The 24,408-nt window shown below is 72.3% G+C and carries 18 protein-coding genes and 1 pseudogene; 9 read left to right on the top strand and 10 right to left on the bottom strand.

Annotated features, from left to right (window positions below):
• Positions 1-40: 40 nt before the first annotated feature.
• From ACFY6S_RS27145 to ACFY6S_RS27125, 5 genes and pseudogenes are all read right to left on the bottom strand, one after another.
• Positions 41-2,287: an RNA degradosome polyphosphate kinase gene (locus tag ACFY6S_RS27145; RefSeq protein WP_388826946.1), complete on the bottom strand. Its 2,247-nt coding sequence runs from the start codon at positions 2,285-2,287 to the stop codon at positions 41-43.
• Positions 2,288-2,618: 331 nt separating this feature from the next.
• Entirely contained in the window at positions 2,619-3,587 is a 969-nt protein-coding gene (locus ACFY6S_RS27140; RefSeq protein ID WP_388826948.1) for an ABC transporter permease, read from the bottom strand.
• Positions 3,584-4,501 carry an ABC transporter ATP-binding protein gene (locus tag ACFY6S_RS27135; protein ID WP_388826950.1) on the bottom strand — a complete coding sequence of 306 codons (918 nt, stop codon included), beginning with the start codon at positions 4,499-4,501 and terminating at the stop codon, positions 3,584-3,586. Before ACFY6S_RS27135 ends, ACFY6S_RS27140 begins: the two co-directional genes overlap by 4 nt.
• A 107-nt stretch (positions 4,502-4,608) precedes the next feature.
• A pseudogene (locus tag ACFY6S_RS27130) lies at positions 4,609-4,968 on the bottom strand (GntR family transcriptional regulator); the annotation flags it as partial.
• A 122-nt stretch (positions 4,969-5,090) separates the two neighbouring features.
• Positions 5,091-5,984: a LysR family transcriptional regulator ArgP gene (locus tag ACFY6S_RS27125; RefSeq protein ID WP_388826952.1), complete on the bottom strand. Its 894-nt coding sequence runs from the start codon at positions 5,982-5,984 to the stop codon at positions 5,091-5,093.
• Between the two features lie 78 nt (positions 5,985-6,062).
• Between ACFY6S_RS27125 and ACFY6S_RS27120 the strand changes: the two genes are divergently transcribed.
• Positions 6,063-6,674 carry a LysE/ArgO family amino acid transporter gene (locus tag ACFY6S_RS27120; RefSeq protein WP_388826955.1) on the top strand — a complete coding sequence of 204 codons (612 nt, stop codon included), beginning with the start codon at positions 6,063-6,065 and terminating at the stop codon, positions 6,672-6,674.
• 273 nt (positions 6,675-6,947) lie between these two features.
• Positions 6,948-7,874, top strand: coding sequence for a GNAT family N-acetyltransferase (locus ACFY6S_RS27115; RefSeq protein ID WP_388826958.1), 927 nt, complete (start codon positions 6,948-6,950; stop codon positions 7,872-7,874).
• 111 nt (positions 7,875-7,985) lie between these two features.
• Here ACFY6S_RS27115 and ACFY6S_RS27110 read toward each other — a convergent pair whose 3' ends face one another.
• Positions 7,986-8,555, bottom strand: coding sequence for a TetR/AcrR family transcriptional regulator (locus ACFY6S_RS27110; protein ID WP_388826961.1), 570 nt, complete (start codon positions 8,553-8,555; stop codon positions 7,986-7,988).
• An 83-nt stretch (positions 8,556-8,638) separates the two neighbouring features.
• Here ACFY6S_RS27110 and ACFY6S_RS27105 point away from each other — a divergent pair, with 83 nt between their 5' ends.
• Positions 8,639-9,553, top strand: a complete 915-nt coding sequence (locus ACFY6S_RS27105) for an NADP-dependent oxidoreductase (RefSeq protein ID WP_388826964.1) — start codon at positions 8,639-8,641, stop codon at positions 9,551-9,553.
• Between the two features lie 147 nt (positions 9,554-9,700).
• Here ACFY6S_RS27105 and mshD read toward each other — a convergent pair whose 3' ends face one another.
• Positions 9,701-10,621 carry a mycothiol synthase gene (gene mshD, locus ACFY6S_RS27100; protein ID WP_388826967.1) on the bottom strand — a complete coding sequence of 307 codons (921 nt, stop codon included), beginning with the start codon at positions 10,619-10,621 and terminating at the stop codon, positions 9,701-9,703.
• 288 nt (positions 10,622-10,909) lie between these two features.
• Between mshD and ACFY6S_RS27095 the strand changes: the two genes are divergently transcribed.
• Positions 10,910-12,763: a bifunctional metallophosphatase/5'-nucleotidase gene (locus tag ACFY6S_RS27095; protein WP_388826970.1), complete on the top strand. Its 1,854-nt coding sequence runs from the start codon at positions 10,910-10,912 to the stop codon at positions 12,761-12,763.
• A gap of 102 nt (positions 12,764-12,865) precedes the next feature.
• Here the strand turns inward: ACFY6S_RS27095 and ACFY6S_RS27090 are convergent, their stop codons facing one another.
• Together ACFY6S_RS27090 and ACFY6S_RS27085 are read right to left on the bottom strand one after the other, a co-directional pair.
• On the bottom strand, positions 12,866-13,924 hold the full coding sequence (locus ACFY6S_RS27090) for a hypothetical protein (protein WP_388826973.1): 1,059 nt from the start codon (positions 13,922-13,924) through the stop codon (positions 12,866-12,868).
• 184 nt (positions 13,925-14,108) lie between these two features.
• Positions 14,109-16,163, bottom strand: coding sequence for a serine/threonine-protein kinase (locus ACFY6S_RS27085; RefSeq protein ID WP_388826976.1), 2,055 nt, complete (start codon positions 16,161-16,163; stop codon positions 14,109-14,111).
• 207 nt (positions 16,164-16,370) lie between these two features.
• Between ACFY6S_RS27085 and ACFY6S_RS27080 the strand changes: the two genes are divergently transcribed.
• The 4 genes from ACFY6S_RS27080 (at position 16,371) to ACFY6S_RS27065 (ending at position 22,542) form a co-directional block, all read left to right on the top strand.
• A complete protein-coding gene (locus ACFY6S_RS27080; RefSeq protein WP_388826979.1) occupies positions 16,371-17,738 on the top strand; it encodes an aspartate aminotransferase family protein in 1,368 nt (455 codons plus the stop codon).
• 258 nt (positions 17,739-17,996) lie between these two features.
• Positions 17,997-18,680 (top strand): GntR family transcriptional regulator, encoded by a 684-nt coding sequence (locus ACFY6S_RS27075; protein ID WP_388826982.1) that lies wholly within the window; start codon positions 17,997-17,999, stop codon positions 18,678-18,680.
• Positions 18,677-21,715, top strand: coding sequence for a glycosyltransferase (locus ACFY6S_RS27070; protein ID WP_388826985.1), 3,039 nt, complete (start codon positions 18,677-18,679; stop codon positions 21,713-21,715). The genes ACFY6S_RS27075 and ACFY6S_RS27070 overlap by 4 nt, the downstream gene beginning before the upstream one ends.
• A 176-nt stretch (positions 21,716-21,891) precedes the next feature.
• The gene (locus ACFY6S_RS27065) at positions 21,892-22,542 is read left to right on the top strand and encodes a hypothetical protein (RefSeq protein ID WP_388826988.1); all 651 of its coding nucleotides are present in this window, start codon (positions 21,892-21,894) and stop codon (positions 22,540-22,542) included.
• A 231-nt stretch (positions 22,543-22,773) separates the two neighbouring features.
• On the opposite strand, the gene ACFY6S_RS27060 is transcribed toward ACFY6S_RS27065, so the two are convergent.
• Positions 22,774-23,601, bottom strand: coding sequence for an SLATT domain-containing protein (locus ACFY6S_RS27060; RefSeq protein ID WP_388826991.1), 828 nt, complete (start codon positions 23,599-23,601; stop codon positions 22,774-22,776).
• A 370-nt stretch (positions 23,602-23,971) separates the two neighbouring features.
• Here ACFY6S_RS27060 and ACFY6S_RS27055 point away from each other — a divergent pair, with 370 nt between their 5' ends.
• On the top strand, positions 23,972-24,307 hold the full coding sequence (locus ACFY6S_RS27055) for a YbaB/EbfC family nucleoid-associated protein (RefSeq protein WP_388826994.1): 336 nt from the start codon (positions 23,972-23,974) through the stop codon (positions 24,305-24,307).
• Positions 24,308-24,408: the final 101 nt, after the last annotated feature.

Here is a 24,408-nt window from a genome sequence, read left to right as displayed (position 1 = left end):
TGCCGCGCTCACCGGGGCGGTCGCGCGGTCGGTGTCCACTTCATGGTGCTGCACGCCGGCGCCTCCGGGCGTCAATGAGCATTTCCTGTACGTGCCGCAGCGGCCGGCCCTCGGCGTCCGTGGAGTGCCGGGTCCAGTTGCCGTCCGCGCCGAGGTGCCAGGAGGACGTGGTGTCGGACATCCCGGTCTCCAGCAGCCGGGTCATCGCCGCCCGGTGGGCGGGGTCGGTGAGCCGCACCAGCGCCTCGATACGGCGGTCCAGATTGCGGTGCATCATGTCGGCGCTGCCGAGCCACACCTCGGGCTCGCCGCCGTTGCCGAAGGCGAAGACCCGGGAGTGCTCCAGGAAGCGGCCGAGCACCGAGCGGACCCGGATGTTCTCCGACAGCCCGGCCACCCCCGGCCGTACGGCGCAGATCCCGCGCACCCAGATGTCCACCGGCACGCCCGCCTGCGACGCCCGGTAGCAGGCGTCGATGACGGCCTCGTCGACCATCGAGTTGACCTTGAAGCGGACATAGGCGGGACGGCCGGCGCGCTGGTGCGCGGCCTCCTTGTTGATACGGGAGACGAGCCCGTCGCGCAGCGACTTCGGCGCGACCAGCAGCCTGCGGTAGGTCTCCCGGCGCGAGTAGCCCGACAGCCGGTTGAACAGGTCGGAGAGATCCGCGCCGACCTGCGGGTCGGCCGTGAGCAGCCCGAGGTCCTCGTAGAGCCGCGCGGTCTTCGGGTGGTAGTTGCCGGTGCCGACGTGGCTGTAGCGGCGGAGGTTCTCGCCCTCCTGCCGTACGACCAGGGAGAGCTTGCAGTGCGTCTTCAGCCCGACCAGGCCGTAGACGACATGGCAGCCGGACTCCTCCAGCTTCCGCGCCCACTTGATGTTCGCCTGCTCGTCGAAGCGGGCCTTGATCTCGACCAGCACCAGGACCTGCTTGCCCGACTCGGCGGCGTCGATCAGCGCGTCCACTATCGGCGAGTCGCCCGATGTCCGGTACAGCGTCTGCTTGATCGCCAGCACGTCCGGATCGGCCGCCGCCTGCTCCAGGAACGCCTGGACGGAGGTGGAGAACGAGTCGTACGGGTGGTGCAGCAGGACGTCCCGCTCCCGCAGCGCGGCGAAGATGTCCGGCGCGGAGGCGGACTCCACCTCGGCGAGGTCGCGGTGCGTGCCCGCGATGAACTTGGGGAACTTCAGCTCGGGCCGGTCCAGCGCCGAGATCCCGAACAGCGCCGTGAGGTCGAGCGGACCCGGCAGCGGATAGACCTCCGCGTCGGACACCTTCAGCTCGCGCACCAGCAGATCGAGGATGTACGGGTCGATGGACTCCTCGACCTCCAGCCGCACCGGCGGGCCGAAGCGGCGCCGCGTCAGCTCCTTCTCCAGCGCCTTCAGGAGGTTCTCGGCGTCGTCCTCCTCGACCTCCAGGTCCTCGTTGCGGGTGACCCGGAACATGTGGTGCGCGAGCACCTCCATCCCCGGGAACAGCTCCTCCAGATGCGCCGCGATCACGTCTTCGAGCGGCACGTACCGCTGCGGCGAGGCTTCGAGGAAGCGGGAGAGCAGCGGCGGCACCTTGACCCGCGCGAAGTGGCGGTGGCCGGTGACCGGGTTGCGTACGACGACGGCCAGGTTCAGGGAGAGGCCGGAGATGTACGGGAAGGGGTGGGCCGGGTCCACGGCGAGCGGGGTGAGGACGGGGAAGATCTGCTGGCGGAAGAGGGTGAACAGGCGCGCCTGCTCCTTCTCGGTCAGCTCGGGCCAGCGGATGATGTGGATGCCCTCGTCGGCCAGCGCGGGGGCGACGTCCTGCTGGTAGCAGGCGGCGTGCCGGGCCATGAGCTCCCGGGAGCGGGTCCAGATCAGCTCCAGCACCTCGCGCGGCTGGAGGCCGGAGGCGGAGCGGGTGGCCACGCCGGTGGCGATCCGCCGCTTCAGGCCGGCGACCCTGACCATGAAGAACTCGTCCAGGTTGGACGCGAAGATCGCCAGGAAGTTCGCGCGTTCGAGGAGCGGCGTGGCCGGGTCCTCGGCCAGCTCCAGAACGCGTTCGTTGAAGGCGAGCCAGCTGCGCTCCCGGTCGAGGAAGCGGCCCCGGGGCAGCTGCGTGCCGTCGGGGTGGGCGCTCTCCTCGTACACGTCGAGGTCGGAGTCCAGGTCGGGTTCGAGATCGCCCGCCGAGCCCGTGGCCGCGACCGTATGGGGCCGGTGTGCGGCTATGAAGCCGACGGAGGGCTGCTGCGGGGGCTGGCTGCTGACGGCCGGTACCTCGGCGGGCTGCTGGCTCATGTCCCCATGGTGCCGCTCGGAGGGGTCGGCAAGCGCGTCGGAGAGAGCCGGGGCGAGGTGGATCCTGCCGTTCCTCGGTGTGGGGGGCACAGCGGGCTGCATTGGGAGAGGGTCGCAAGGGCGGCTGAATGGCCGGTAACGGCGACATGACGTGCAGGGAAGCGGGACGGGGCCCGCCGGGGGTACGCGGGGCCGGCGGGCCGGTACGGGGCGGTCCGGGCCGGTACGGTCCGGGGGCGGTCCGGCCCTCGTACCGGCCCCGGCCCTCGTACCGGCCCCGGCCCTCGTACCGGCCCCGGGCCGGACCTCCCCGCGTCACCCACGCGCCGGATCAGGCGTGCAGCCGCCGCAGCACCCGGAACGCGGCGTGCAGCGCGAGCGCCGCCAGGGCGAGCAGAATGCCCGTCTCGATGAGCTGGAGCGGCCAGAAGTGCGAGGACGGCTGGTACTCGTGGTACGTCGTGACGCCTCCGGAGCCGTCCTGGAGCGGCGTCCTGCCCCACTCGACGACCCAGCTGCCGTCCGGCCGGTTCACATCGCCCGTCACCCTCGTGACCGGCATCAGCCGCCCTCGTATCCCCGCCCCGAAGGCGCACATGACGCCTCCCGTCACCACCGCGGCCACCGCCATGGCCGGGACGGTACGGCGGACCAGCAGCCCGGTCAGCGCGCCGACGGCGCTGCCGAGGACCACGTACCCGACCAGCAGCGGGCCGAGCGCCAGGTAGACGTAGACGTCGTGCCAGGGCAGCTCGTAGACCTGGTGCGGGCCGGTGGACCAGCTCCACCGGAAGAACGCGGCGAGTACGGCCGTACCGGTGACCGCCCAGACCGCCGGGACCGTGATCTTCGCCAGCAGCCAGCGGGCGGGGGAGCAGGACTGGGTCCAGGCGAGCCGGTAGGTGCCCGATTCCAGCTCCCGCGCGATCACCGGGCCCGCGACGAACCCGCCGAGAGCGCTCGGCAGCAGGAGCAGGAGGAAGCCGAGCTGCTGGCTCAGGCGCAGATAGGCGCGCTCCGCGTCCCAGTAGTCCCTGACCCGCTGGGCGCACGCGGAACGTTCGTCGTAGACGTCGCACCCCGACGCGGTGAAGTCGCTCAGCGCGGAGCCGATGTTCAGCCGCTGGTGGATCAGCAGCCCGATCGCGATGAGCAGCAGCACGAGTCCGGCCCACAGGGTCCGGCGGTGCAGCCGTACGGTGAGCCCGGCCGGGCCGCGCGGTATCAGGGTGCGCGGGCGGGTGCGCGGGCGCGTTGCCGTGGTCGTGCCGGGGTCTCCGTCGTGGTGTGCCGTGCTCATGCCGGAACCTCCGTCGTGGTGCGGTGGGCGGACGGGGTGAGCAGCGGTGGCGCGTCGGGGGAGCGCAGGTGCGCGAGCAGGAGTTCCTCCAGCGAGGGTTCTTCGGGGTGCCAGTGGTCGGGGACCGGGCCGAGGGGCCGTACGAGCGCGGTCAGGGACCGCCCGGTCGTCCGGCACTCGACCACCGTGTGCGCCTCGACCTCGGCGCGGGCGTCCGCCGGGCCCGTCACGAGGGTGTGCGCGGCGAGGAGTTCCTCGGTCTCACCGCCGAGCCGTATCCCGCCGCCGTCCACCAGCAGCAGGTAGTCACAGGTCTCCGCCAGCTCGGTGAGGATGTGTGAGGAGATCACGACGGTGGTGCCGTGCTCGCCCGCGTCCGCGAGCAGCGCGCCCATCAACTGCTGCCGGGCCAGGGGGTCGAGGTCGGCCATCGGCTCGTCCAGCAGGAGGAGTTCGGGGCGCTTGCCGAGCGCGAGGGCGAGCGCGACGCGGGTGCGCTGGCCGCCGGAGAGCGCACGGACGCGCAGGGCGTGATCGAGCCGTCCGCCCGCGACGATCCGCTCGGCGACCGCGTCGTCCCAGCGCTCCGGGTTCAGCTCGCGGCCCATCCGCAGCGTCTCGCCGATCGTCAGCTGCGGATACAGCGGCTTGTCCTGGCCCACGTACGCGACACGCTCCCGCACGGCGGCGGGTTCGGCCGAGCCGAGGGTACGGAGCGAGCCCTCGGTGGGCGCCAGCAGCCCGGCCGCGTGGGCGAGGAGGGTGGACTTGCCCGCTCCGTTGGGGCCGACGAGCGCGCAGACGCGTCCGGCGGGGACGCGGAAGGTGCAGTCGCGCAGCGCCCAGTGGTGCTTCCCGCCGGGCCGCCCGTACCGCTTGCCGAGGCCGGTCGCCTCTATCGCGGCCGTTGTCATGTGTCGTCCCCTTCTTCGTTCTTGGAGCTTTCGTCGCGTGCCGAGGCGTCGCGTGCCGAGGCGTCGCGTGCCGAGGTGTCGCGTGCTGAGGTGTCGAGTACCGAGGCGTCGAGTACCGAGGTGAAGAGCGCGGTCATGTCGTCCCGGTCGAGACCTTCGGCGCGCGCCCGGTCGGTCCAGGCGGCCAGCTCCGCACGCAGCGCGCTGTCCGCCGAGCCCCGGCCGAGCGTCCCCCGGACGAACGTCCCGAGCCCGCGCCGCCCTTCGGCCAGCCCCTCGCGCTCCAGCTCGCGGTACGCCTTGAGGACGGTGTTCGCGTTGACGGCGGTCGCCTCCACGACCTCACGGGCCGTGGGCAGCTTGTCGCCGGGCCGCAGCAGGCCCAGGCGCAGGGCCTGCTTGGTCTGCTGGACGATCTGGAGATAGGTGGCCACCCCGCTGCGCCGGTCGATGCGGTACGCGATCATCGCGCAACCACCCTTTCACTAAGGAAGTAGTGAAAGGGTGGCGTACGGAGGTGCCGCCGTCAAGTCCCCGTCAAGTCCTCGGCCCCCGTACGCGTCACTTCGCACGCGTCACTTCGCACGCGTCAGTCCAGCGACCGCGCCGCCGCGGCTGTCACCGCCTCCGCCACCGCCGCCAGCGCGGGGGAGTCGAGGCGCCACTGCTGCCAGTACAGGGGGACCCGCAGGGAGCGGCCCGGAGCGAAGCCGACCAGCGCGCCCGAGCGCAGCCGGGGCTCGGCCTGGCTCCTGGGCACCAGCCCCCAGCCCAGCCCGGCCGTCACCGCGTCGGCGAAGCCCTCGTTGGAGGGGACGCAGTGCCGCAGCGCGCTCGCGCCGCGCCCGCCGGTGAGTTCGCGTACGAAGGTGTCCTGGAGTTCGTCACGGCGGTCGAAGCAGACCAGGGGCGCCGCCGGGAGCAGCACCTCCAGCTCGCCCGACAGCCACCGCGCCGCGAACTCCGGTGCGGCGACCGGCAGATACGCCATGCTGCCGAGCCGGCGCACCGAGCAGCCGGCCACCGCGTCGGGCGAGGAGGTCACCGCCGCCATCACCTCGCCCTCGCGCAGCAGCTCCGTCGTGTGGCCCTCGTCCTCGCGGCGCAGGTCGAAGCAGATCCCCGCGTCATGCGCGAGCGCGGCGAGCGCGGGCAGGAACCAGGTGGCGAGGGAATCCGCGTTGACCGCGATGGACAGCCGCGGGTGCTCCCCGCCGTCGTCCATCCCGAGCGCCGAGCGGGCGTCGCTCTCCAGCCGGGCCAGCTGACGGGCGAAGCGGACCACGACCTGCCCGGACGCGGTCGCCCCGACCGGCTTGGTGCGGGTCACCAGCACGCGGCCGGTGCGCTGCTCCAGGGCCTTGACCCGCTGGCTCACGGCGGAGGGCGTCACATGCAGGACGGAGGCGGCGGCGTCGAAGGTCCCCTCGTCGACCACCGCGAGCAGGGTGCGGACCAGATCGTGCGGCAGTTCGGACATCATGGGTGCCATTATTCCTGCTCATGATGCGTAAGAAAATTTAGCTGGTCTAATTCTGTGCCGCTCTCTAGCGTGCCTGTCATGGGAACCGCGCTCACCGCCGCCGCCGCCGGATTCGGCACCGGCCTCTCGCTCATCGTCGCCATCGGCGCGCAGAACGCCTTCGTCCTGCGCCAGGGCATCCGTCGCGAGGCCGTCCTGCCGGTGGTGGCGATCTGCGCGCTCTCCGACGCGGCGCTCATCGCCTGCGGCGTCGGCGGGCTCGGCGTGCTGGTCACGGCCTGGCCGTCGGCGCTGGTGGCGGTACGCGTCGTCGGCGCCGTCTTCCTGCTCTGCTACGGCGCCCTCGCCGCCCGGCGGGTGCTGCGGCCGTCCGCCCTGCACGGCGAGGGCCCGACGGTGCGCTCGGGGCGCCGGGCCGTGCTGACCTGTCTCGCCATGACCTGGCTGAACCCCCATGTCTATCTGGACACGGTGCTGCTGCTCGGCGCCGTCGCGGCCACCTACGGCTCGCTGCGCTGGGAGTTCGGCGCCGGGGCGGTGCTGGCGAGCCTGTGCTGGTTCGCCTCCCTCGGCTACGGGGCCCGTCTCCTGGCCGGCTTCTTCCGCCGGGCCTCGTCCTGGCGCGTCCTCGACGGGCTGGTGGCCGCGACGATGCTGGCGGGAGCGGCGGCGCTGGCCACGGGGGTCTGAGCCGGTCCCTGAGCCGGACCGGTCTCTGAGCTGGTCTTGGGGCGGCCGTCTCTGGACCGGTCTTGCGAACCTTCGGTCCGGGCCGGTCTTGCGGACCTTCGGTCCGGGCCGGTCTCCGAGCTGTCGTCCCCCCGAAAGCCCTCCCCCAAATCCTCCCCGAAATCCTTCCCCGAAGGCGCTCCACCCGAAGGCGCTCCACCCGAAGGCGCTCCACCCGAAGGCGCTCCACCTCAAAGCCCTCCCCCCGCCCGAGCGCGTCGGGGATCATGAGGCATGCGCACGGATGACTGGCAACTCACCGAAGACGTCGACGATTTCCTCGCCCGGGCCGGAGGCTTCCTGCGTTCGCGGCCCGCCCTGCACACCATGCCCCTGACGGTGACCGAGAAGCTGCGGGCGCACGGACCGGACGTGTACGGCGCCGGGGCCACCTTGTTCGGCCGACTGGAGCGAGGGGGCGAGGTGTGCGCCACCTTCTACCGCCTCCCGTCGCGCGGCCTGAGCCTCACGCCCCTCACCCCCGGGCAGGCCGACTCCCTCGCCGCGTACCTGGCCGGCCTCGGCCGCTCCTTCCCCAACGCCAGCGGCGACCACGACACGGCCACCGCTTTCGCCGAGGCGTGGCAGCGGCACACGGGCGTGACGGCGACACTCGCCACCCGCATCCGGCTGTACCGCCTCGGCGAGCTGACCCCACCGGAGCCTGGACCGGAGGGGCGGGGCCGCACCGCGGGCGGCCGGGACCTCGATCAAGTCGTGCGCTGGTGCGGCGAGTTCGTCGACACCGTCGGTGAGGTGCCCGCCGTGGACGCCGCCTCCTGGGCCGGCTCGCGCTTCGCCGACAGACACTTAACCTTCTGGGAGACCCCGGACGGCACCCCCGTCTCCATGGCGGCCGCGACGTCGATGGTCGCGGGCATGGTCCGGGTGGACCCTGTGTACACCCCGGCCCATCTCCGCGGCCGTGGCTACGCGGGCGCGGTGACCGTCGCGGTGAGCAGGGCCGCGCTGGCCGCGGGCGCGAGCGACGTCGTGCTCTTCGCGGACCCCGCCAACGCCACGAGCAACGCCCTCTATCAGCGCATCGGATACGTGCCGGTGGCGGAGTGGGCCGTGTACAAGTTCTCCGGCCCGAACCTCCCGGAGGGATCGACACCGAGCCCGGCGGCCGTGGACCCGGACGCCCCCGAGGGGGTCTGACCGAAGATCCATCGAAGATCCACCTCGCGACCGAACAGGGGCGGAAAGCCGCTGTCGCCGCTGGTCGCAGCCGGCAACGAACGGCTGTGACCAGCGCTTTCGCGACAGCCCCTAGGGCACGGCTCCGGCCGCGCGTACGTCGGCGAGTGCCTGCCGTGCGAGCGGGCCGAAGCCCTCACTGTTGTCGGTGCCGATCCACTGGTCGTAGGCGATCTCCCAGGCGAGCGAGCCCAGTTGCGCGGCCACACGCGCGGTCAGGCTCGGGACTCCGCGGCGGTTGAGGGCCTCGATCATCGAGGCGGTGAGCTTGATCCTCTTCAGGGCTTCACGCTCGCGCAGTTCCGTATGGGCGTTCAGAACGGCCTGGCGCCGGCCGCTGAACTCACGGCGGTCGGCGGTGAAGAACGTCCGGCCGAGCGCGTCGAGGGCCTCCGCCACCGCGTCGAGCGGCCCGGCCTCCGGCGGCGCCGAGGCGATCCCTTCGACGAGCAGGCCGGCCACCGTGTCCCCGCCGAAGAGCACCTCGCGCTTGTCCGGGAAGTGCCGGAAGAACGTGCTCTTGGTGAGCCCGGCGTGCTCCGCGATCTCGATCACGGTCGTGTTCTCGTAGCCCTGTTCCTCGAAGAGGTCGAGGGCAGCGGCGGCGAGTCGTCCGGGTGCGTCGGGTTGCCAGCGAGCCATGGGAACAGTGTACGGGACTTGGTCCCATCAGTGGTGTACGGTCGATAAGACCAAGTCCCATCACTGGCCAGGAGAGATCACCGATGAGTAAAGCTGTCCGCTACCGGCGATTCGGCGGTCCCGAAGTACTCGAAGTGCGGGAGGTACCCGAGCCGCACGCCGCACCGGACGAGGTTCGCGTCCGGGTCACGGCCGCCGGGCTGAATCCGATGGATTGGCAGATCAGCACCCAGCCCGACATGGCGGCGCGGTTCGGTATCCGATTGCCGGCCGGGTTCGGCAGCGACTTCGCCGGAGTGGTGGACGAGGTGGGCGCCGAAGCCACCGGATTCGCGGCGGGCGACCGGGTGTACGGGGCGGCGATCGGCCGGTCCGTCGCCGATTTCGTGCTGGTCAAGACCGCAGACCTGTGGCACACCCCGGACGGCGTCGGCGACGAGGTGGCGGCCACGCTTCCGGTGTCCGGCCTGACGGCCGCCGCCGCGCTCGCCGCGATCGGACTCCGCGCCGGGGACACCGTCCTGATCGGTGGAGCGGCGGGTGGCGTGGGCATCTTCGCCGTGCAGCTGGCGAAGCTTGCGGGGGCCCGGGTGCTCGGCACCGCCTCCGAGCGCACGTTCGGATTCCTGCGCGGGCTCGGCGCCGAACCCGTGGCATACGGCCCCGGCCTGGCGGACCGGGTACGGGCCCTGGCGCCCGAGGGGATCAGCGCCGCGACCGACCTGTTCGGAAGGGAGACGGCCGAGACCGCGCTCAAGCTCGGCGTGGCACCCGAGCGGATCTCTGTCGTAGCCGACGGCCCCGCCCCGCCGCCCGGTGTCCGCAAGGCCGGCGCCCTCGACGCGGCTCCGGGCACCCTGGAACGGATCGCCGACGCGATCCACGCCGGCGGGATCACGGTTCCGATCGCGGCGACCTTCCCGGTCGAGCAGATCCGCGAAGCCGTGACGACGCAGGCCGAGCGGCACGTTCACGGCAAAATCGTGATCGCCCTGTGAACCGGCACGAGGTGGACCCGGCGGCCAGCAGCGCACGTCCGCGACAAGCCCTGGCGCGCGCTCAGGTCCCCGCCGTACACGCTCAGGTCCCCGCCGTACACGCTCAGGTCCCCGCCGTACACGCTCAGGTTCCCGCGCCGTGCGCGCTCACGTCTCCGTGCGGTACATCAGGTCCACCTCGTGCGTGGCGAAGCCCAGCCGCTCGTACACGGTGACCGCCGCCGTGTTGTCGGCGTCCACGTACAGCATCGCCGTCGGCAGCCCCTCCGCCGCCAGGTGCCGCAGCCCGATCGCCGTCAGCGCCTTGCCGAGGCCGCCGCCCTGCGCGTCCGGCCTGATGCCGACGACGTACACCTCGCCCAGCCGCTCCCGCGCGTGCACCTTGGTCCAGTGGAAGCCGATCAGCTCGCCGTCGCGCTCCGCCAGGAAGAATCCCTTCGGGTCGAACCACGGCTCGGCCGTACGGTCGTCCAGGTCCCGCTGCGTGAGTCCGCCCTGCTCCGGGTGGTGCGCGAACGCGGCGGCGTTGACCGCGAGCCAGGCCGCGTCGTCCTGCCCAGGGACGAAGGTACGGACGGTGACGCCGGCCGGCAGCACCGGTTCCGCGACGGCCAGCGGGTTCAACGGGCGCCGCAGCTGGCGCAGTTCGCGGAAGAGCGTCAGCCCGAGTACCTGCGCCAGGTGCCGCGCGGCCGACTTCCCGCCGTGCGCCCACGCCCGCAGCCGCTTCCCGGAGGCCGCGAGCAGCGCCGTGCCGAGCGCCCGGCCGTGCCCCCGGCCCCGGCGGCCGGGGCGGACGACCATCTCGGCGGCGGGCGCCTCGACGGGGTCGGTGTCCTCCAGCTGCCCGTACCCGACGAGTTCGCCGTCGGCGGTGAGCAGGAAGTGGTGCACGCCCTCCCGGTGCCCGCCGCGCAACTGGAGGCGGCCCTGCTCGGAAACGGCCTGCACCCCGTCGGAGGCGGCGGCTTCCGCGAGCAGGCCGAGGACGTCCTCGGCCTGCTCGGGGGTGAGCGCGTCGAGGGTCTGGATCTGCCGGCCGGACTCGCGGGCTGCTGCGTCAGTCATGCGTCGAGGGTACGGCGACGGCGCGGCGACCGGCCGTAGCCGGGGGCACGTGCCCATGCCCCCGCCACCGGTGACGGTGGGGGCGACCCGGCACGAACCCGGTCCTTCCCCGCGGCCGCAACGGCCGTCAGCGACCTCAATGGCAACCAGCTCGTAACCCGCCGCCCCCTGTTGTGCTACGCGCGTTGACCCTAGGCTGCCGCAGGCGGACCTCTGCGGTTTCCGGAGCTTCGCGAGCCCCCCACGGCGGCCCATCTCACTCAGCACACGCAGAATCCAAGGGGATCGATGTCAGCGACACCGCAGAAGAACCGCGCGGCACGGCGGGTGCTCGCCGCTGCCGCGGGGCTGGCCACCGTAGGCGCCCTGGTCGCCGCGATGCCGGCCACCGCGCAGGAGGGCCACACGCAGGCCAAGGCCCAGGCGCACGGCGGCAGCCAGAGCCACGGCCACCAGAAGCCGAAGCCCAAGCCGCGCACCGTCGACGTGCAGCTCCTCTCCTTCAACGACCTGCACGGAAACCTTGAGCCCCCGGCCGGTTCGGCGGGCTCGGTCAACGAGACGCAGGCCGACGGCACGGTCAAGGCGATCCCGGCCGGCGGTATCGAGTACCTGGCGACCTCGCTGCGCACCGCGCGCAAGGGCCACCCGTACTCGATCACCGCGGCCGGCGGCGACATGGTGGGCGCCAGCCCGCTGCTCTCCGGCCTCTTCCACGACGAGCCGACCATCGAGGCGCTCAACAGGGTCGACCTCGACGTGACGACCGTCGGCAACCACGAGTTCGACGAAGGCGCCGTCGAACTCGCCCGGCTCCAGAACGGCGGCTGTCACCCGACAGAGGGCTGTTACGAGAAGGGCAAGAAGTTCAAGGGCGCCGACTTTCCCTACCTCGCGGCCAACGTGACGTCGGAGAAGACCGGCAAGCCGATCCTCAAGCCGTACACGGTCTGGAAGAAGAACGGCGTCAAGATCGGCTTCATCGGGGTGACCCTGGAGGGCACGCCGAACATCGTGACCGCCGAGGGCGTCAAGGGGCTCAAGTTCCACGACGAGATCGAGACCGTCAACAAGTACGCCAAGGAACTCGACAAGCAGGGCGTCAAGTCGATCGTCGCGCTGATCCACGAGGGCGGCGCCCCCGCCTCCACCTCGTACAACTACGACTGCGACAGCCCCGGCGCCGGTGACGGCATCTCCGGCCCCATCGTCGACATAGCGAAGGGCATATCGCCCAAGGTCGACGCGCTGGTGACCGGCCACACGCACCAGGCGTACGCCTGCACCATCCCGGACCCGGCGGGCAACCCGCGCCTGGTGACCTCGGCGTCGTCGTTCGGCAAGCTGTACACGGACACCACGCTCACGTACGACCTGCGCACCAAGGACATCGTCCGTACGAGCGTCAAGTCGGCGAACCACATCGTCAGCCGTGACCAGGCCAAGGCCAAGGACATGACCTCGCTGATCGACCGGTGGAACAAGCTCGCCGCGCCGATCGCCAACGCCCCGCAGGGCTACATCTCGGCGGACATCAACGGCCGGGGCGCCACCACCCCCGAGACCCCGCTCGGCGACCTGATCGCGGACGCGCAGCTCGACGGGTTGTCGGCGGCGGACAAGGGCGGCGCGCAGATCGCCTTCATGAACCCGGGCGGGGTCAGGTCCGACCTGGTCTACAAGGCGTCGGGCAGTGAGGGCGACGGAGTGGTGACGTACGGCGAGGCGTTCACCGTCCAGCCGTTCACCAACATGATGAACGTCGTCACTCTGACGGGCACTCAGGTGATCACCGCGCTCCAGCAGCAGGTCAGCGGCTCCAACGAGGCATCCCCGAAGATCCTCCAGGTCTCCAGGGGCCTCACCTACACCCTCGACCTGACGAAGACGGGCGCCGCCCGGCTCGTCACGGACACGGTGAAGCTGAACGGCGAGTCGCTCGACCCGTCGAAGACCTACCGGGTCGCGATGAACGAGTTCCTCGCGGGCGGCGGTGACGGCTTCGCCGCCCTGGGCCAGGGCACGGACAAGCTGGTCGGCGCGTCCGACCTGGACGTGTTCAACGCCTACCTGGCGGCCAACTCCTCGGCCACGGCCCCGCTGGCGCCGCCGGCGGCGGACCGGATCACGATCGTCAAGTAACCGGTACGAGTACGACCGGGAGCACGAGCAGGAGCACCACGCGGAGGGCGGCGGGCCATGAGCCTGCCGCCCTCCGCCGGGTCCCGGCCCGGTCGGCTCCGGTCAGTGGCGGCCGGGCTCGGTGCCCTCGGGGGCGTCGGTGAAGAGGGCCTCGGCCTCGGTCACGGTCAAGGACCGGTCCAGCCAGTGGGAGAGGGTGTCGGAGTCGGTGCAGCCGGTGATCCGTTCGTGGACCTCCTCCGACACGAAGACGTGCCGCCGGCCGAGCACGCGCAGGATGGAAACCGCCTGGCCTTTGGCCCGGCCCTCTTCCTTGCCTTCCTCCCGGCCCTCTTGGCGGCCCTCGGCCTTGCCCTCGGCGATTCCGGCCGCCCTGCCCTCGATCCGGCCCTCGGCGACACCTGCCGCCTTGCCCTCGGCCTCGCCCACGGTACGGCCCGCCGCGATGCCCTCGGCCTTGCCTTCCAGGTATGCCTCCTCGCGGAGCGTTCCCCTGCCCGGGAAGTGCGTGACGAACGTCATCAGGTCCCTCCATGTCTGCCGGGCCTCGCCGTCCGCGAGGCCGATTTCCAACAGGTCGCCGTAGTACTCGGCGGACGCCATGTCCGTCGCCCGCAGAGCCCGGGCCAGCGCTTCCAGTATGGCCGGGGCGTCCCGGCTGCCGCTGTGCGTCATGGCCGAGAAGGCGGCCATTCCCAGATCCCGCGCCGCCACCGAAGCGTCGGTGATGACGGGCACGTTGTCCGGCCCCAGCACCAGCGGATGCGTACTCAGCGCCGTCCAGCCCCTGGCCTCGCACCGGAACGGACCCGCCGCCCACGTCGCGGTCGGGCGGTCGCGGCAGACCACGAGCAGGAGCACCGGAAGCTTGTACTTCGCCTGTAAGTACGCCACGTAGTACGACCAGCTCGTGGCCTTGTCCGCGTCCCGGCGGCCCTGTGCCTCGATGGCGAGCAGGAACGGGTCACCGTCCGACGGCTCGACGCGCAGCACACTGTCCACCCGGCGCTCCAACGGCCGGATCTCCGTCGCGTCGCCGCTGACCACCTCGACGATCGCCTTCTCGGGCATCGGTACGCCCAGGAGACCGAAGACAGGACTGAGGATCTCGGGCCGCTCCTCGAAAATTCGATGAGATGCCTCGTGCGCTGATGTGACCATATCGGGGAATCTAGGGGGAACTCCCGACAGATACCCAGCTGAACAGGTAACGACCATCCGTTCGAGTAAAGGAGAGTTGGTCAGGTTGACTATGTTCGGGGCAATTGCCGCACGAGGCCGCCGGTCACGCTCAGTCCGGCTTCGTGGCCGGTCATGCTCAGTCCGGCTTCGTGGCCGGTCATGCTCAGTCCGACTTCGTGTACGTCAGCGACTCGCCGCTCGTCGTCACCCGGCGCAGCGTGCCGTCCGGTTGGACCGTGAGCTGCGTCGCCGGGCCGGGGGAGCAGGCCGAGGCGGGGTTGCCGGAGATCACCCGGGACGGCCCGATGTGAACGGGCGCCTCGGTGTCGGAGGACGGGGCCGTGACGAGGGGGGCCTGGAAGACGCACTTGTAGGTGCCGCCGTCCGCCAGCGGGCCCTCGGCCGTCAGGGTCATGACGGCGTCGCCCGGGGCGCCCTGTTCGATGACGAGCTGCCGCGTGCTGTAGCCGGACGAGGTGTCCACGCCGCCGCTCCAGGTGCCGACGTACTTCTTGGGCAGGTCGCCCTCCTTCTCCTGCTCGTCCGGTGACCGCGTGGGAGAGGGCGAGCCGTCCGCTTCCTCGACCCCGGGCTTGGACGGCTGCGAGGTGGCCGACCGGCCGTCCTTGCCGCTCTGGGCGTTCGTCGCGCCCTCGCCGCCCATGAAGGCGTAGACGGAGGCGCCCGCGCAGACCGCCACGATGACCGCGACCACGATGAGTGCCGCCGTGCCCCGGGCGTTGCGGCGCGGGGGTTCGGGGGTGGTGCCGTACGGGGGCGCCGAGCCGAAGGACGGGGACGGGGGGACGGGGGCGCCCGCGCCGCCGAGAGGACGCGCGGTCGGTCCGGTCGGTCCGGTCGGTCCATTCGGTCCGCTAACTCCGCCCACCACACCCGGCACACCCGGCACGCCCGGTCCGCCGTACCCCGGCTGCGGATAGCCGTAAGACGCAGGGGCAGGGGCAGGGGCAGGGGCCTGAGCCGGGACCTGCCCCTTCGGCGCCGTGGGGGAGGTCGCTGCGGTGGCGGTGGTGGTTGATGCGGTGGGTTTGACCGGAGGGGGCGGCGTGATCGGTGTGTTCGGTGTGACCGGAGAGGCTGAAGTGCTGCGTGACGGCGGCGGATTACCCGCACCCGCGCCCGCCGGGCTCCCCGCACCCGTACCCGTCCCCTCCGGGGCCGGGCCCTTCGCCGGCGCCGCGCCCGTACCCGTACCCGTCCCCGTCCCCTCCGGGTCCGGGCCCTTCGCCGGCGCCGCGCCCGGAGCGTCCTCCGGTATCCGTATCTGCCTCGTCGGGTCCTCGTGCTCCAGCAGCCGCACCGCGTGCTGCCCCAGCCGCGCCAGCAGCCCGCCCGGCAGCCACGGTTCCCCGCCCCCGCCCGGCCCCGCCTGCACGTCCACCGACTCGCCGACCTTGGCCAGGATGTCGTACGTGGTCGGCCGCATGGCCGGGTCCTTCCGCAGACAGCCGCGCACGAGCTGCACCAGGCCGTCGGGGAGCGCGGACAGGTCCGGCTCCTCCTGCGCGATGCGGAACATCAGCGCGTGCGCGCCCGTCTCCGTGCCCCCGAACGGCAGCCGGCCCGTCGCCGCGTACGCCAGGACCGAGCCGAGGCAGAACACGTCGCACGCCGCCGTCACCCGGTCCCCGCGCACCTGCTCGGGCGACATGAAAGCGGGCGAGCCGACCAGCGCGCCGGTCCTGGTCAGACCCTCGTCGGCGACCGTCTCCAGCGCGCGGGCGATCCCGAAGTCGATCACGCGCGGGCCCTCGATGGTCACCAGCACGTTGGACGGCTTGAGGTCGCGGTGGATGAGTCCGGCCGCGTGTATGTCCTGGAGCGCGTGCGCGAGACCCGAGGCGAGGATGAGGACGGAACGTTCCGGCAGCGGACCGTGATCGCCCGACACCACCGATTGCAGGCTCGGCCCCGCCACGTAACCCGTCGCCAGCCACGGCACCTCGGCCTCCGTGTCGGCGTCGAGCACGGGCGCCGTCCACGCCCCGCCGACCCGCCGCGCCGCCGCCACCTCCTGCCGGAACCGGCCCCGGAACTGCTCCTGTTCGGCCAGCTCGCGGTGTACGAGCTTGACGGCGACCGTACGGCCCCGTTCCGAACGCGCCAGATAGACCTGGCCCATCCCGCCCGTGCCCAGTCTCGCCAGCAACCGGTAGGCGCCGATGTGTCGTGGATCTCCTGCTGCCAGCTTTTCCATGGCCGCGCGGCCCCTCCTGTACCAGCACTGTGTCGCCCCGGATCATCTCGCACGCCGGGGACCGACCGGTCGAGTATCTCGAACGAAGCGTCGGCGAACGCGCGATCGAAAGCGACCGCCGCGCTCGGCAGAGTGCCCACCTGAGCCCTCCAGGCCATACAGAGTGGCCATACCGCCCGGCCTCCGCCCCTCTCTACCCTGGCCATCATGAACCCTGATGCCACCCCGCACGCCGACCCCCGGGCCGGAGCCGCCGTGAAGGCCGCCGACCGCGCGCACGTGTTCCACTCCTGGTCCGCGCAGGAGCTGATCGACCCGCTCGCCGTCGCGGGCGCCGAGGGCGCGTACTTCTGGGACTACGACGGCAACCGCTACCTCGACTTCACCAGCGGCCTCGTCTTCACCAACATCGGCTATCAGCACCCCACCGTCGTCGCCGCGATCCAGGAGCAGGCTGGGCGGCTCACCACTTTCGCGCCCGCCTTCGCCATCGACGTACGGTCCGAGGCGGCCCGGCTGATCGCCGAGCGCACCCCCGGCGACCTCGACAAGATCTTCTTCACCAACGGCGGCGCCGAGGCCGTCGAGAACGCCGTCCGGATGGCCCGGGTGCACACCGGCCGCCCCAAGGTGCTCTCCGCGTACCGCTCGTACCACGGAGGCACCTCCACCGCGATCAACCTGACCGGTGACCCGCGCCGTTGGCCGTCCGACAGCGGGTCGGCCGGCGTCGTCCACTTCCACGCGCCGTTCCTCTACCGCTCCCCCTTCTACGCCGCCGACGAGGCCGAGGAGTGCGCCCGCGCCCTGGAGCACCTCGAAGCGACCATCGGCTTCGAGGGCCCGGCCACCGTCGCCGCGATCGTCCTGGAGACCATCCCCGGCACGGCGGGCATCATGATGCCGCCGCCCGGCTATCTCGCGGGCGTGCGCGAGATCTGCGACCGGTACGGGATCGTGTTCGTGCTGGACGAGGTGATGGCGGGCTTCGGCCGTACGGGAAAGTGGTTCGCCGCCGAGCACTTCGACGTCGTGCCCGACCTGCTGACCTTCGCCAAGGGCGTCAACTCCGGCTATGTCCCGCTCGGCGGCGTCGCCATCTCCGGCGCCATCGCGGACACCTTCGCCACCCGCCCCTACCCCGGCGGACTGACCTATTCCGGCCATCCGCTGGCGTGCGCCGCCGCCGTCGCGACCATCGGGGTGATGGAGGACGAGAAGATCGTCGAGCACGCCGCGCACCTCGGCGCGACCGTCCTCGGCCCGGGGCTGCGCGAACTGGCCGCCCGCCACCCCTCGGTGGGCGAGGTGCGCGGTACGGGCGCGTTCTGGGCGCTCGACCTCGTACGGAACGCCGAGACGCGCGAGCCGCTCGTGCCGTACAACGCGTCGGGCGAGGCGAACGCGCCGATGGCCGCCTTCGCCGCCGCCTGCAAGAAGGGGGGCCTGTGGCCCTTCGTGAACATGAACCGTACGCACGTGGTCCCCGCCTGCAACATCACCGAGGCGGAGGCGAAGGAGGGGCTGGTGACCCTGGACGCCGCGCTGACGGTCGCGGACGAGCACACCGTGTAGACGGGAGCACGCGGCCCGGCCGGGCGCGCGCCTCCCGGTGGCGGAGAGACGGCAGGGAGACCGCCGGGAGACGGCCGGGAGACGGCTGAGGGGCGGCCGGGAGACGGCCGGGAGACGGTTGAGGGACGGCTGAGGGACGGCTGAGGGACGGGACCCGGCCCCCGGCCGTCTCTCCGCTCTCCCCCGTCCCGCCCGTCGCCCGCTGCTCTAAGGTGTCCCAGAGCCGGACGAGGGGACGGACGAGGGGACGGAACGATCATGCGCGCCAGCGGACCTGTCACCCGCAATACGTTGCGGCAGCAGATCGCGGACGCGCTGCGTGACGAGGTGCTCGCGGGTCGTTTACTCCCCGGCCAGGAGTTCACCGTCAAGCAGATCGCCGAGCAGTACGGCGTGTCCGCCACCCCCGTCAGGGAGGCGCTGGTCGATCTCTGCGCGCAGGATCTGCTCGACTCGGACCAGCACCGGGGGTTCCGCGTCCACCAGTTCACCGTGGACGACTTCCGGGGCATGGTCGAGGCCCGCGCGCTGATCGTGGATGCCGTCTTCCGCGATCTGGAGGGCGAGCGGCTGGCCGCCAGGGCGCACGGCGCCGCCCTGGTCTCCGTACGGCGCAGGGCCGAGGAGTCCGCGCGCGCGGCCAGGGCCGGGGATCTGAACATCCTCATCGGCTACGACCTGCGCTTCTGGCGCGAGTTGTGCTCCCTGGTCGCCAACCGCTACGTCGCGGAGTTCCTGCACCGGCTGCGCGTCCAGGCGTGGGTGTTCTCCGTACCGTTCCTGCGTGACGACGCGGAGGGCGGGAAGTGGCTCTGGAGCGGGCACGAGCGGCTGGTGGACGCGCTGACCCTCGGCGACGCGGTGGCGGTACGGACCGTGATCGCCGAGTACGACGATCATTCGCTCATGTGGGCGGACAGGCTGGAGCGTTCACGGCGGTGACGGAGCACGCGAGGGGCGCGGGACCGGCGGACACGGCAGGCGGCGCAGGGCCCGATGCGGGTACACACGCACCCGCCGACGCGGATACGGACGCCGATGCGGGTACACACACCGATGCGGGTACGGACTCCGACACGAGTACGCGCGCCGGTACGGGCACACCCGCCGGCGCGGATACGGACGCCGATGCCGGTACCGGCCCCGGCGCCCCCGGCCCCGGCGCCCCTGATCCCGGCGCCCCCGGCCTCGACCTCACCGTCGTCGTCCCCGCCTACAACGAGGAACACCGGCTCCGCCCCACCCTCGACGCCGTCGTCGGCCACCTGCGCGCCGATCCGGACCGCTGGGGCCGCTGGGAGCTGATCGTCGTGGACGACGGCTCGACCGACCGCACGGCCGCCGTCGCGGCGGAGGCCGCCGCCGCCGAGCCGCGCATCCGCGTGCTGGCGGGCGAGGGCAACCACGGCAAGGGGCACGCGCTCCGCCGGGGCGTGCTGGCCTCCCACGGCCGGCGCGTGCTGCTGACCGACGCGGACCTCGCGACCCCGATCGCCGAACTCGACCGCCTCGACGCCCAACTCACGGCGGACGGCGGCGAGGGCGCGGCGATCGGCTCGCGCGCGCACCCCGACGCGCGGATAGAGGTACGGCAGCTCGCGGTGCGCGAATGGCTCGGACGCCTCGGCAACCGGCTGATACAGCGGGTCGCGGTCGACGGCATAAGCGACACCCAGTGCGGCTTCAAGCTTTTCGAGGGCGACCGGGCGCGGGCCGCCTTCGCGGACTCACGGCTGGACGGCTGGGGCATCGACGTCGAGATAATCCGCTTCTTCCGGCGGTCCGGCGAGCCCGTGACGGAGGTGCCGGTGCGCTGGTCGCACCAGCCGGGGTCGAAGGTACGGCCGCTGGACTACGGCAGGGTGCTGGTGGAGCTGATACGGCTGAGGGTGCGTCCCGGCGGAGGACCCGGCGCAGGACCAGGCGCAGGACCCGGCGGACGACCCGGCGCAGGACCCGGCGGACGCCTCGGCGGCTTCGCGCGCCGCGCGTTCGACCGCCACCCCCGTCTCCGCACCGATCTCGCCGTCGCCGGCCTCTTCCTCCTCGCCTCCCTCTGGCTCTACAAGGGCCTGTGGGCGGACCTCGACCACGCGTATCTCGCCGACGCCGGGGCTGACCAGGACCAGTGGGAGTGGTTCTTCGCCGTCACCGCCGACAACGTCGCGCGTCTGCGCAACCCGCTGTTCACCACGTTCCAGAACTTCCCCGACGGCGTGAACCTCATGGCCAACACCGTCATGCTCGGGCTCTCCGTCCCCCTCGCGCCCGTCACGCTCACCCTCGGCCCCGTCGTCACCTGGGCGCTGGTCCTCACCCTCGGGCTGACGGCCACGGCCTGCTCCTGGTACTGGCTGTTCGCGCGCCGGCTCACCCACCACCGCCCGGCCGCCGCCCTCGGCGCGGCCCTCGCCGCCTTCGCGCCGCCGATGATGTCGCACGCGAACGCGCACCCGAACTTCCTCGTGCTGTTCATGCTTCCGGTGATCATCGACCGGACCCTGCGGCTCTGCGACGGAGGGAGCGACGGGGGGAGCGACGGGGGGAGCGACGGAGGGAACGACGGAGGGAACGACGGGAGGAACGTCGTACGGGACGGGGTCCTGCTCGGCCTCTTCGCCACGTACCAGGTCTTCCTGGGCGAGGAGCCGCTGCTGCTGGCGGTGCTGGGCACGCTGATCTTCGTCTGCGCGTACGGCGTCGTACGGCGCGATGCGGCGCGGGCGGCGCTGCGCCCCCTGCTGCGCGGGGTCGGGTGGGGGCTGCTGGTCTGTCTGCCGCTGGTCGCGTTCCCGCTGGGCTGGCAGTTCTTCGGCCCGCAGAGCTATCACAGCGTGCTGCACGGCGACAACGCGGGCAACAGCCCGCTCGCCTTCCTGGAGTTCTCCGGACGCGCGCTGTTCGGCGACGAGGCGACGGCCGACGCCCTCGCCATGAACCGCACCGAGCAGAACGCCTTCTACGGCTGGCCGTTGATCTCCCTGACGCTGGGGATCGTCGTCTGGCTGTGGCGGCTCGCGGTGGTCAGGGCGCTGGCCTTCACGGCGGTGGCGGCGGCGCTGCTCTCGCTGGGGCCGAAGGTCCGTATCCCGTTCACGGACGTGGTGCTGCCGGGACCGTGGCGCGCCCTCGCGCACCAGCCGCTGTTCGAGTCGGTCATCGAGTCCAGGGTGGCGATGATCTGCGCCCCGGCGCTGGGCGCGCTGCTGGCGCTGGCGGTGGACCGGCTGGCGGACACACGGGCGGACTCCGGGGACCCGTACCGTCCGGACGGCCCGCGCGGCCTGCGCGGCCTGCGCGGTCCCGGGGGCCCGCACCGTCCGGATGGTCCGCGCGATCTCGGTGACCTCGGCGCGCCCGGTGACCTCGCGGGGCCGGCCCCCGTGCAGCGCCGCCTCCACCGGATCGTCGGCCTGGCCGCGGTGGCCGCCGCGCTGCTCCCCATCGTCCCGACCCCGCTGCCGGTACGGGACCGGCCGGACGTGCCGGCCTTCATCTCCCAGGGCATGTACCGGTCGTACGTGGCGAAGGGCGAGTCCGTCGTCCCCGTACCGCTGCCCGAGCCGGGCAGCGCGGAGGTGCTGCACTGGCAGTCCGCGAGCGGCTTCGGATTCTCCGTGCCCCGGGGGTACTTCAACGGCCCGTGGGGCGAGGAGCGGATGGGGATCTACGGCGCCCCGGCCCGCTACACCTCCAACCTGTTGCGTGATGTGCGTTACAGCGGGCAGGTCCCGGAGATCGGGGCCCAGTGGCGCGCGCAGGCGCGCTACGACCTCGACTTCTGGCGGGCGGGCGTGGTGATGCTGGCGCCGCAGCCCAACGACGGGGAGCTGTACGAGACGCTGGAAAAGCTGCTGGAGCGGCCGGGGAAGTGGATCGGCGGAGTCTGGATCTGGGATCTGGGCCGGGATCAGGGCCCCGCCGGTACCCCCGCCCGCACACCGGCCGCCGGGGCCACGGGCGGGCCCGGCACGTGACCCGTCGGCGGCGGGGCGCGGCACCCGGCGGTCATGGCTCCGGCCGGTATCGGCCGGTATCGGCCCGTGCCGGGAGACGGCGGACGACCGGGCCTCTTCGCCGAACGTGTCCGCCGCATTACGCTGTCCCGACCATCGCGCGCACGCGTACGAACCCGTTGGAGAGCGAGCCTCCCTTGGCCTGTGACCTGTGGTTGGTCCCCCTCGTCGATGTGCTGTGCCACAGCCCCGACAATCCCTTCGCGGAAGAGATCGCCGTCTACGACAAGGCGCTCGGCGCCGCCGGGCTGCCGTCCGTTCCCGTCTTCGCCTATATGCCCGGCCTGTCGGGGGACGTCGCCCCGGTCGCCGGCTTCGACTACGACGCGCTGCACTTCCTGCGGCGCGCGTATCTGCTCCAGCTCTGCGGGCTGGCGGTGACGCCGGTCGGCGAACTGGGCGGTGACTACGAGCAGTTGCTGGAGATGTTCGAGTCGACGGCCCAGGAGTCGCATCTGGTCTGGCACTACGACCACGCGGGCGCCTATGTCCCCGTGGACTTCGACGGGCCCCTCTCGAACGAGGAACTCCTCGCGGGCGGCGGCCCCTTGGGCTCCACCCAGGGGCTGCTGCGCGAGCTGGAGATCGTCGCCCCGGCGATCGGGATCGACCCTGCCAACCCCCCGGCCGCCCCGGCTCCGCCGCAGGGACCCACGTCCCTGGAGGAACCGGCGACCTCGGTCCCGTACGACGACAGCCCCTTCGCCCGCGAGCGGCACGTCTGGCTGGGCCTGCACGCGGCGGCGACCCGGAGTCTGGCCCAGGGCTCGATGATCATCTTCAGCTGAGGCCGGCCCCTCGGGTACGGGGGGCCGGTACGGAGTGCCGGGGGCACGGGGGCCGGTACGCAGTGCCGGGGATACGGGGTGCCGGGTACGGGGTGCCGGGTACGGGGTGCCGGGGGTACGGGAGCGAGGAATGCCGCGCCCGTACCGCCCGTAACCCCGTACCGCCCGTCACTCCGTACCGCCCGTAACCCCGTAACCCCGTACCCCCGGGTCCCCGGTACCGCCAGCGCCCTACCGCGTCTCCGGCGGTCGCTGCCGGGGCATGTTCGGCCGGGCGCCCGGCGGGAGCGGGAAGCGGCCCGTGGGCTGCACGTGCCCCTCGCTCCGGGTCCCGGCCAGCGGCAGCGACTGCATCATCAGCGGCGCCGGGCCCGAGCGGAATTCGACCATCCAGTCGGCCGTCTCCACCCGCGTCAGCTCCGTCACGTCCTCGGTGAACCGCCTGAGCACCGTCAGGCACCGTTCAGCGGCCTCGCTCGCCGTGCCCTCCGTCGGGCCGAGCACCTCCCGTACGCACTCCGAGGCCCAGTCGAACTGGAGCGTCTGCAAGCGCCGCTGCACCGCCTGCGCCGTCGCCACCGCCCGCATCCAGCCGGACGACAGCCCGCAGTACCGGTCGCACGCCACGCAGGCCGCGCCCAGGATCAGCGACAGATACCCCCAGCCGGCGGCCCCCGCCAGCGCGCCCGTCAGGTCCAGCAGCGGCAGCGCGGCGCCCACCGTCGCGGCGACGGCCGTCGTGGCCCGTAAGGTGCGGGCGAGGCGGCGTTTGCGTAACCGGTCGGTCAGGTACCAGTCGACGGTGCGCAGCGCCCCCGTCTCGACCCAGCGGTACAGCTCGTCCAGCCGCTCCGCCGGTTCGCCCCAGTCGCCGAGCGGGAAGGGGCCCACGGTCAGGTCGCCGTACACGGCGCCGCCCTCCGTCTCGACGGCCTCCCCGGCGCCCTCCGGGCCCTCCGCGCCCCCGGCGCTCTCGCCGGGCCCCTCCCCGTACCTGGCACCGGACGAGGGGCCCTCCTCCCGGGCAGGGCCTCCGGGCTGCATCTCCGGCTGGCTCACCTGGGCACTCCTCTACGGTCTGGGTGTAATGGCGCGGGAACGGTGCGTGTCGGGCGACCGGTGCGAGACGTGTCGGACGACGGGTGCGGTACGAGTCGGGAAGCCGTGCGGGACGAGTGGTGCATGACGAGTGGTGCATGACGAGTGGTACATACGGCCGCCTGCACGTCCTCAACCACTTCCTACCGCCAAATGGTGGGCGGTGTGATCGAAATCTCGGCATTTCACCCCAGCTGAGGGCCGTGATCAGGTGGAGGAGCCGAGAACCCTCACCCGAAAGAGTTCGTCCCGGTGGGGTAGGGCGCGCCGCGCGGGGACCACGTAGGCTCGGCTTACAGGTAAATCGTCGTCTGAACGCTCAGGAGCGATCGTGATTCCCGGTGGTGGCCAGCCCAATATGCAGGATCTGCTCCAGCAGGCCCAGAAGATGCAGCAGGACCTGGCGCGAGCCCAGGAGGAGCTGGCCGCGACCGAGGTCGAGGGCCAGGCGGGCGGTGGCCTCGTGAAGGCCACGGTCAACGGCTCGGGCGAGCTGCGCGGCCTGGTGATCGACCCGAAGGCGGTGGACCCCGACGACACGGAGACCCTCGCGGATCTGGTGCTCGCCGCCGTCCACGCGGCCAATGACAACGCGCAGCAGCTTCAGCAGGAGAAGCTCGGCCCGCTGGCCCAGGGACTGGGCGGCATGCCGGGTCTGCCCTTCTGAGGAAGGCGGACACCAACTAGCGTACGCAGGAAGCCGACTTCACCGCGTCGGCGCGGCGACAGCGCCGCGGCAGCGGCAGCAGGCAGGCAGTAGTACAGGCA

It is taken from the genome of Streptomyces sp. NPDC012835 (assembly GCF_042900885.1).
In the GTDB taxonomy this organism is placed as follows: domain Bacteria; phylum Actinomycetota; class Actinomycetes; order Streptomycetales; family Streptomycetaceae; genus Streptomyces.
This window is presented reverse-complemented; position numbering and strand designations above follow the sequence as displayed.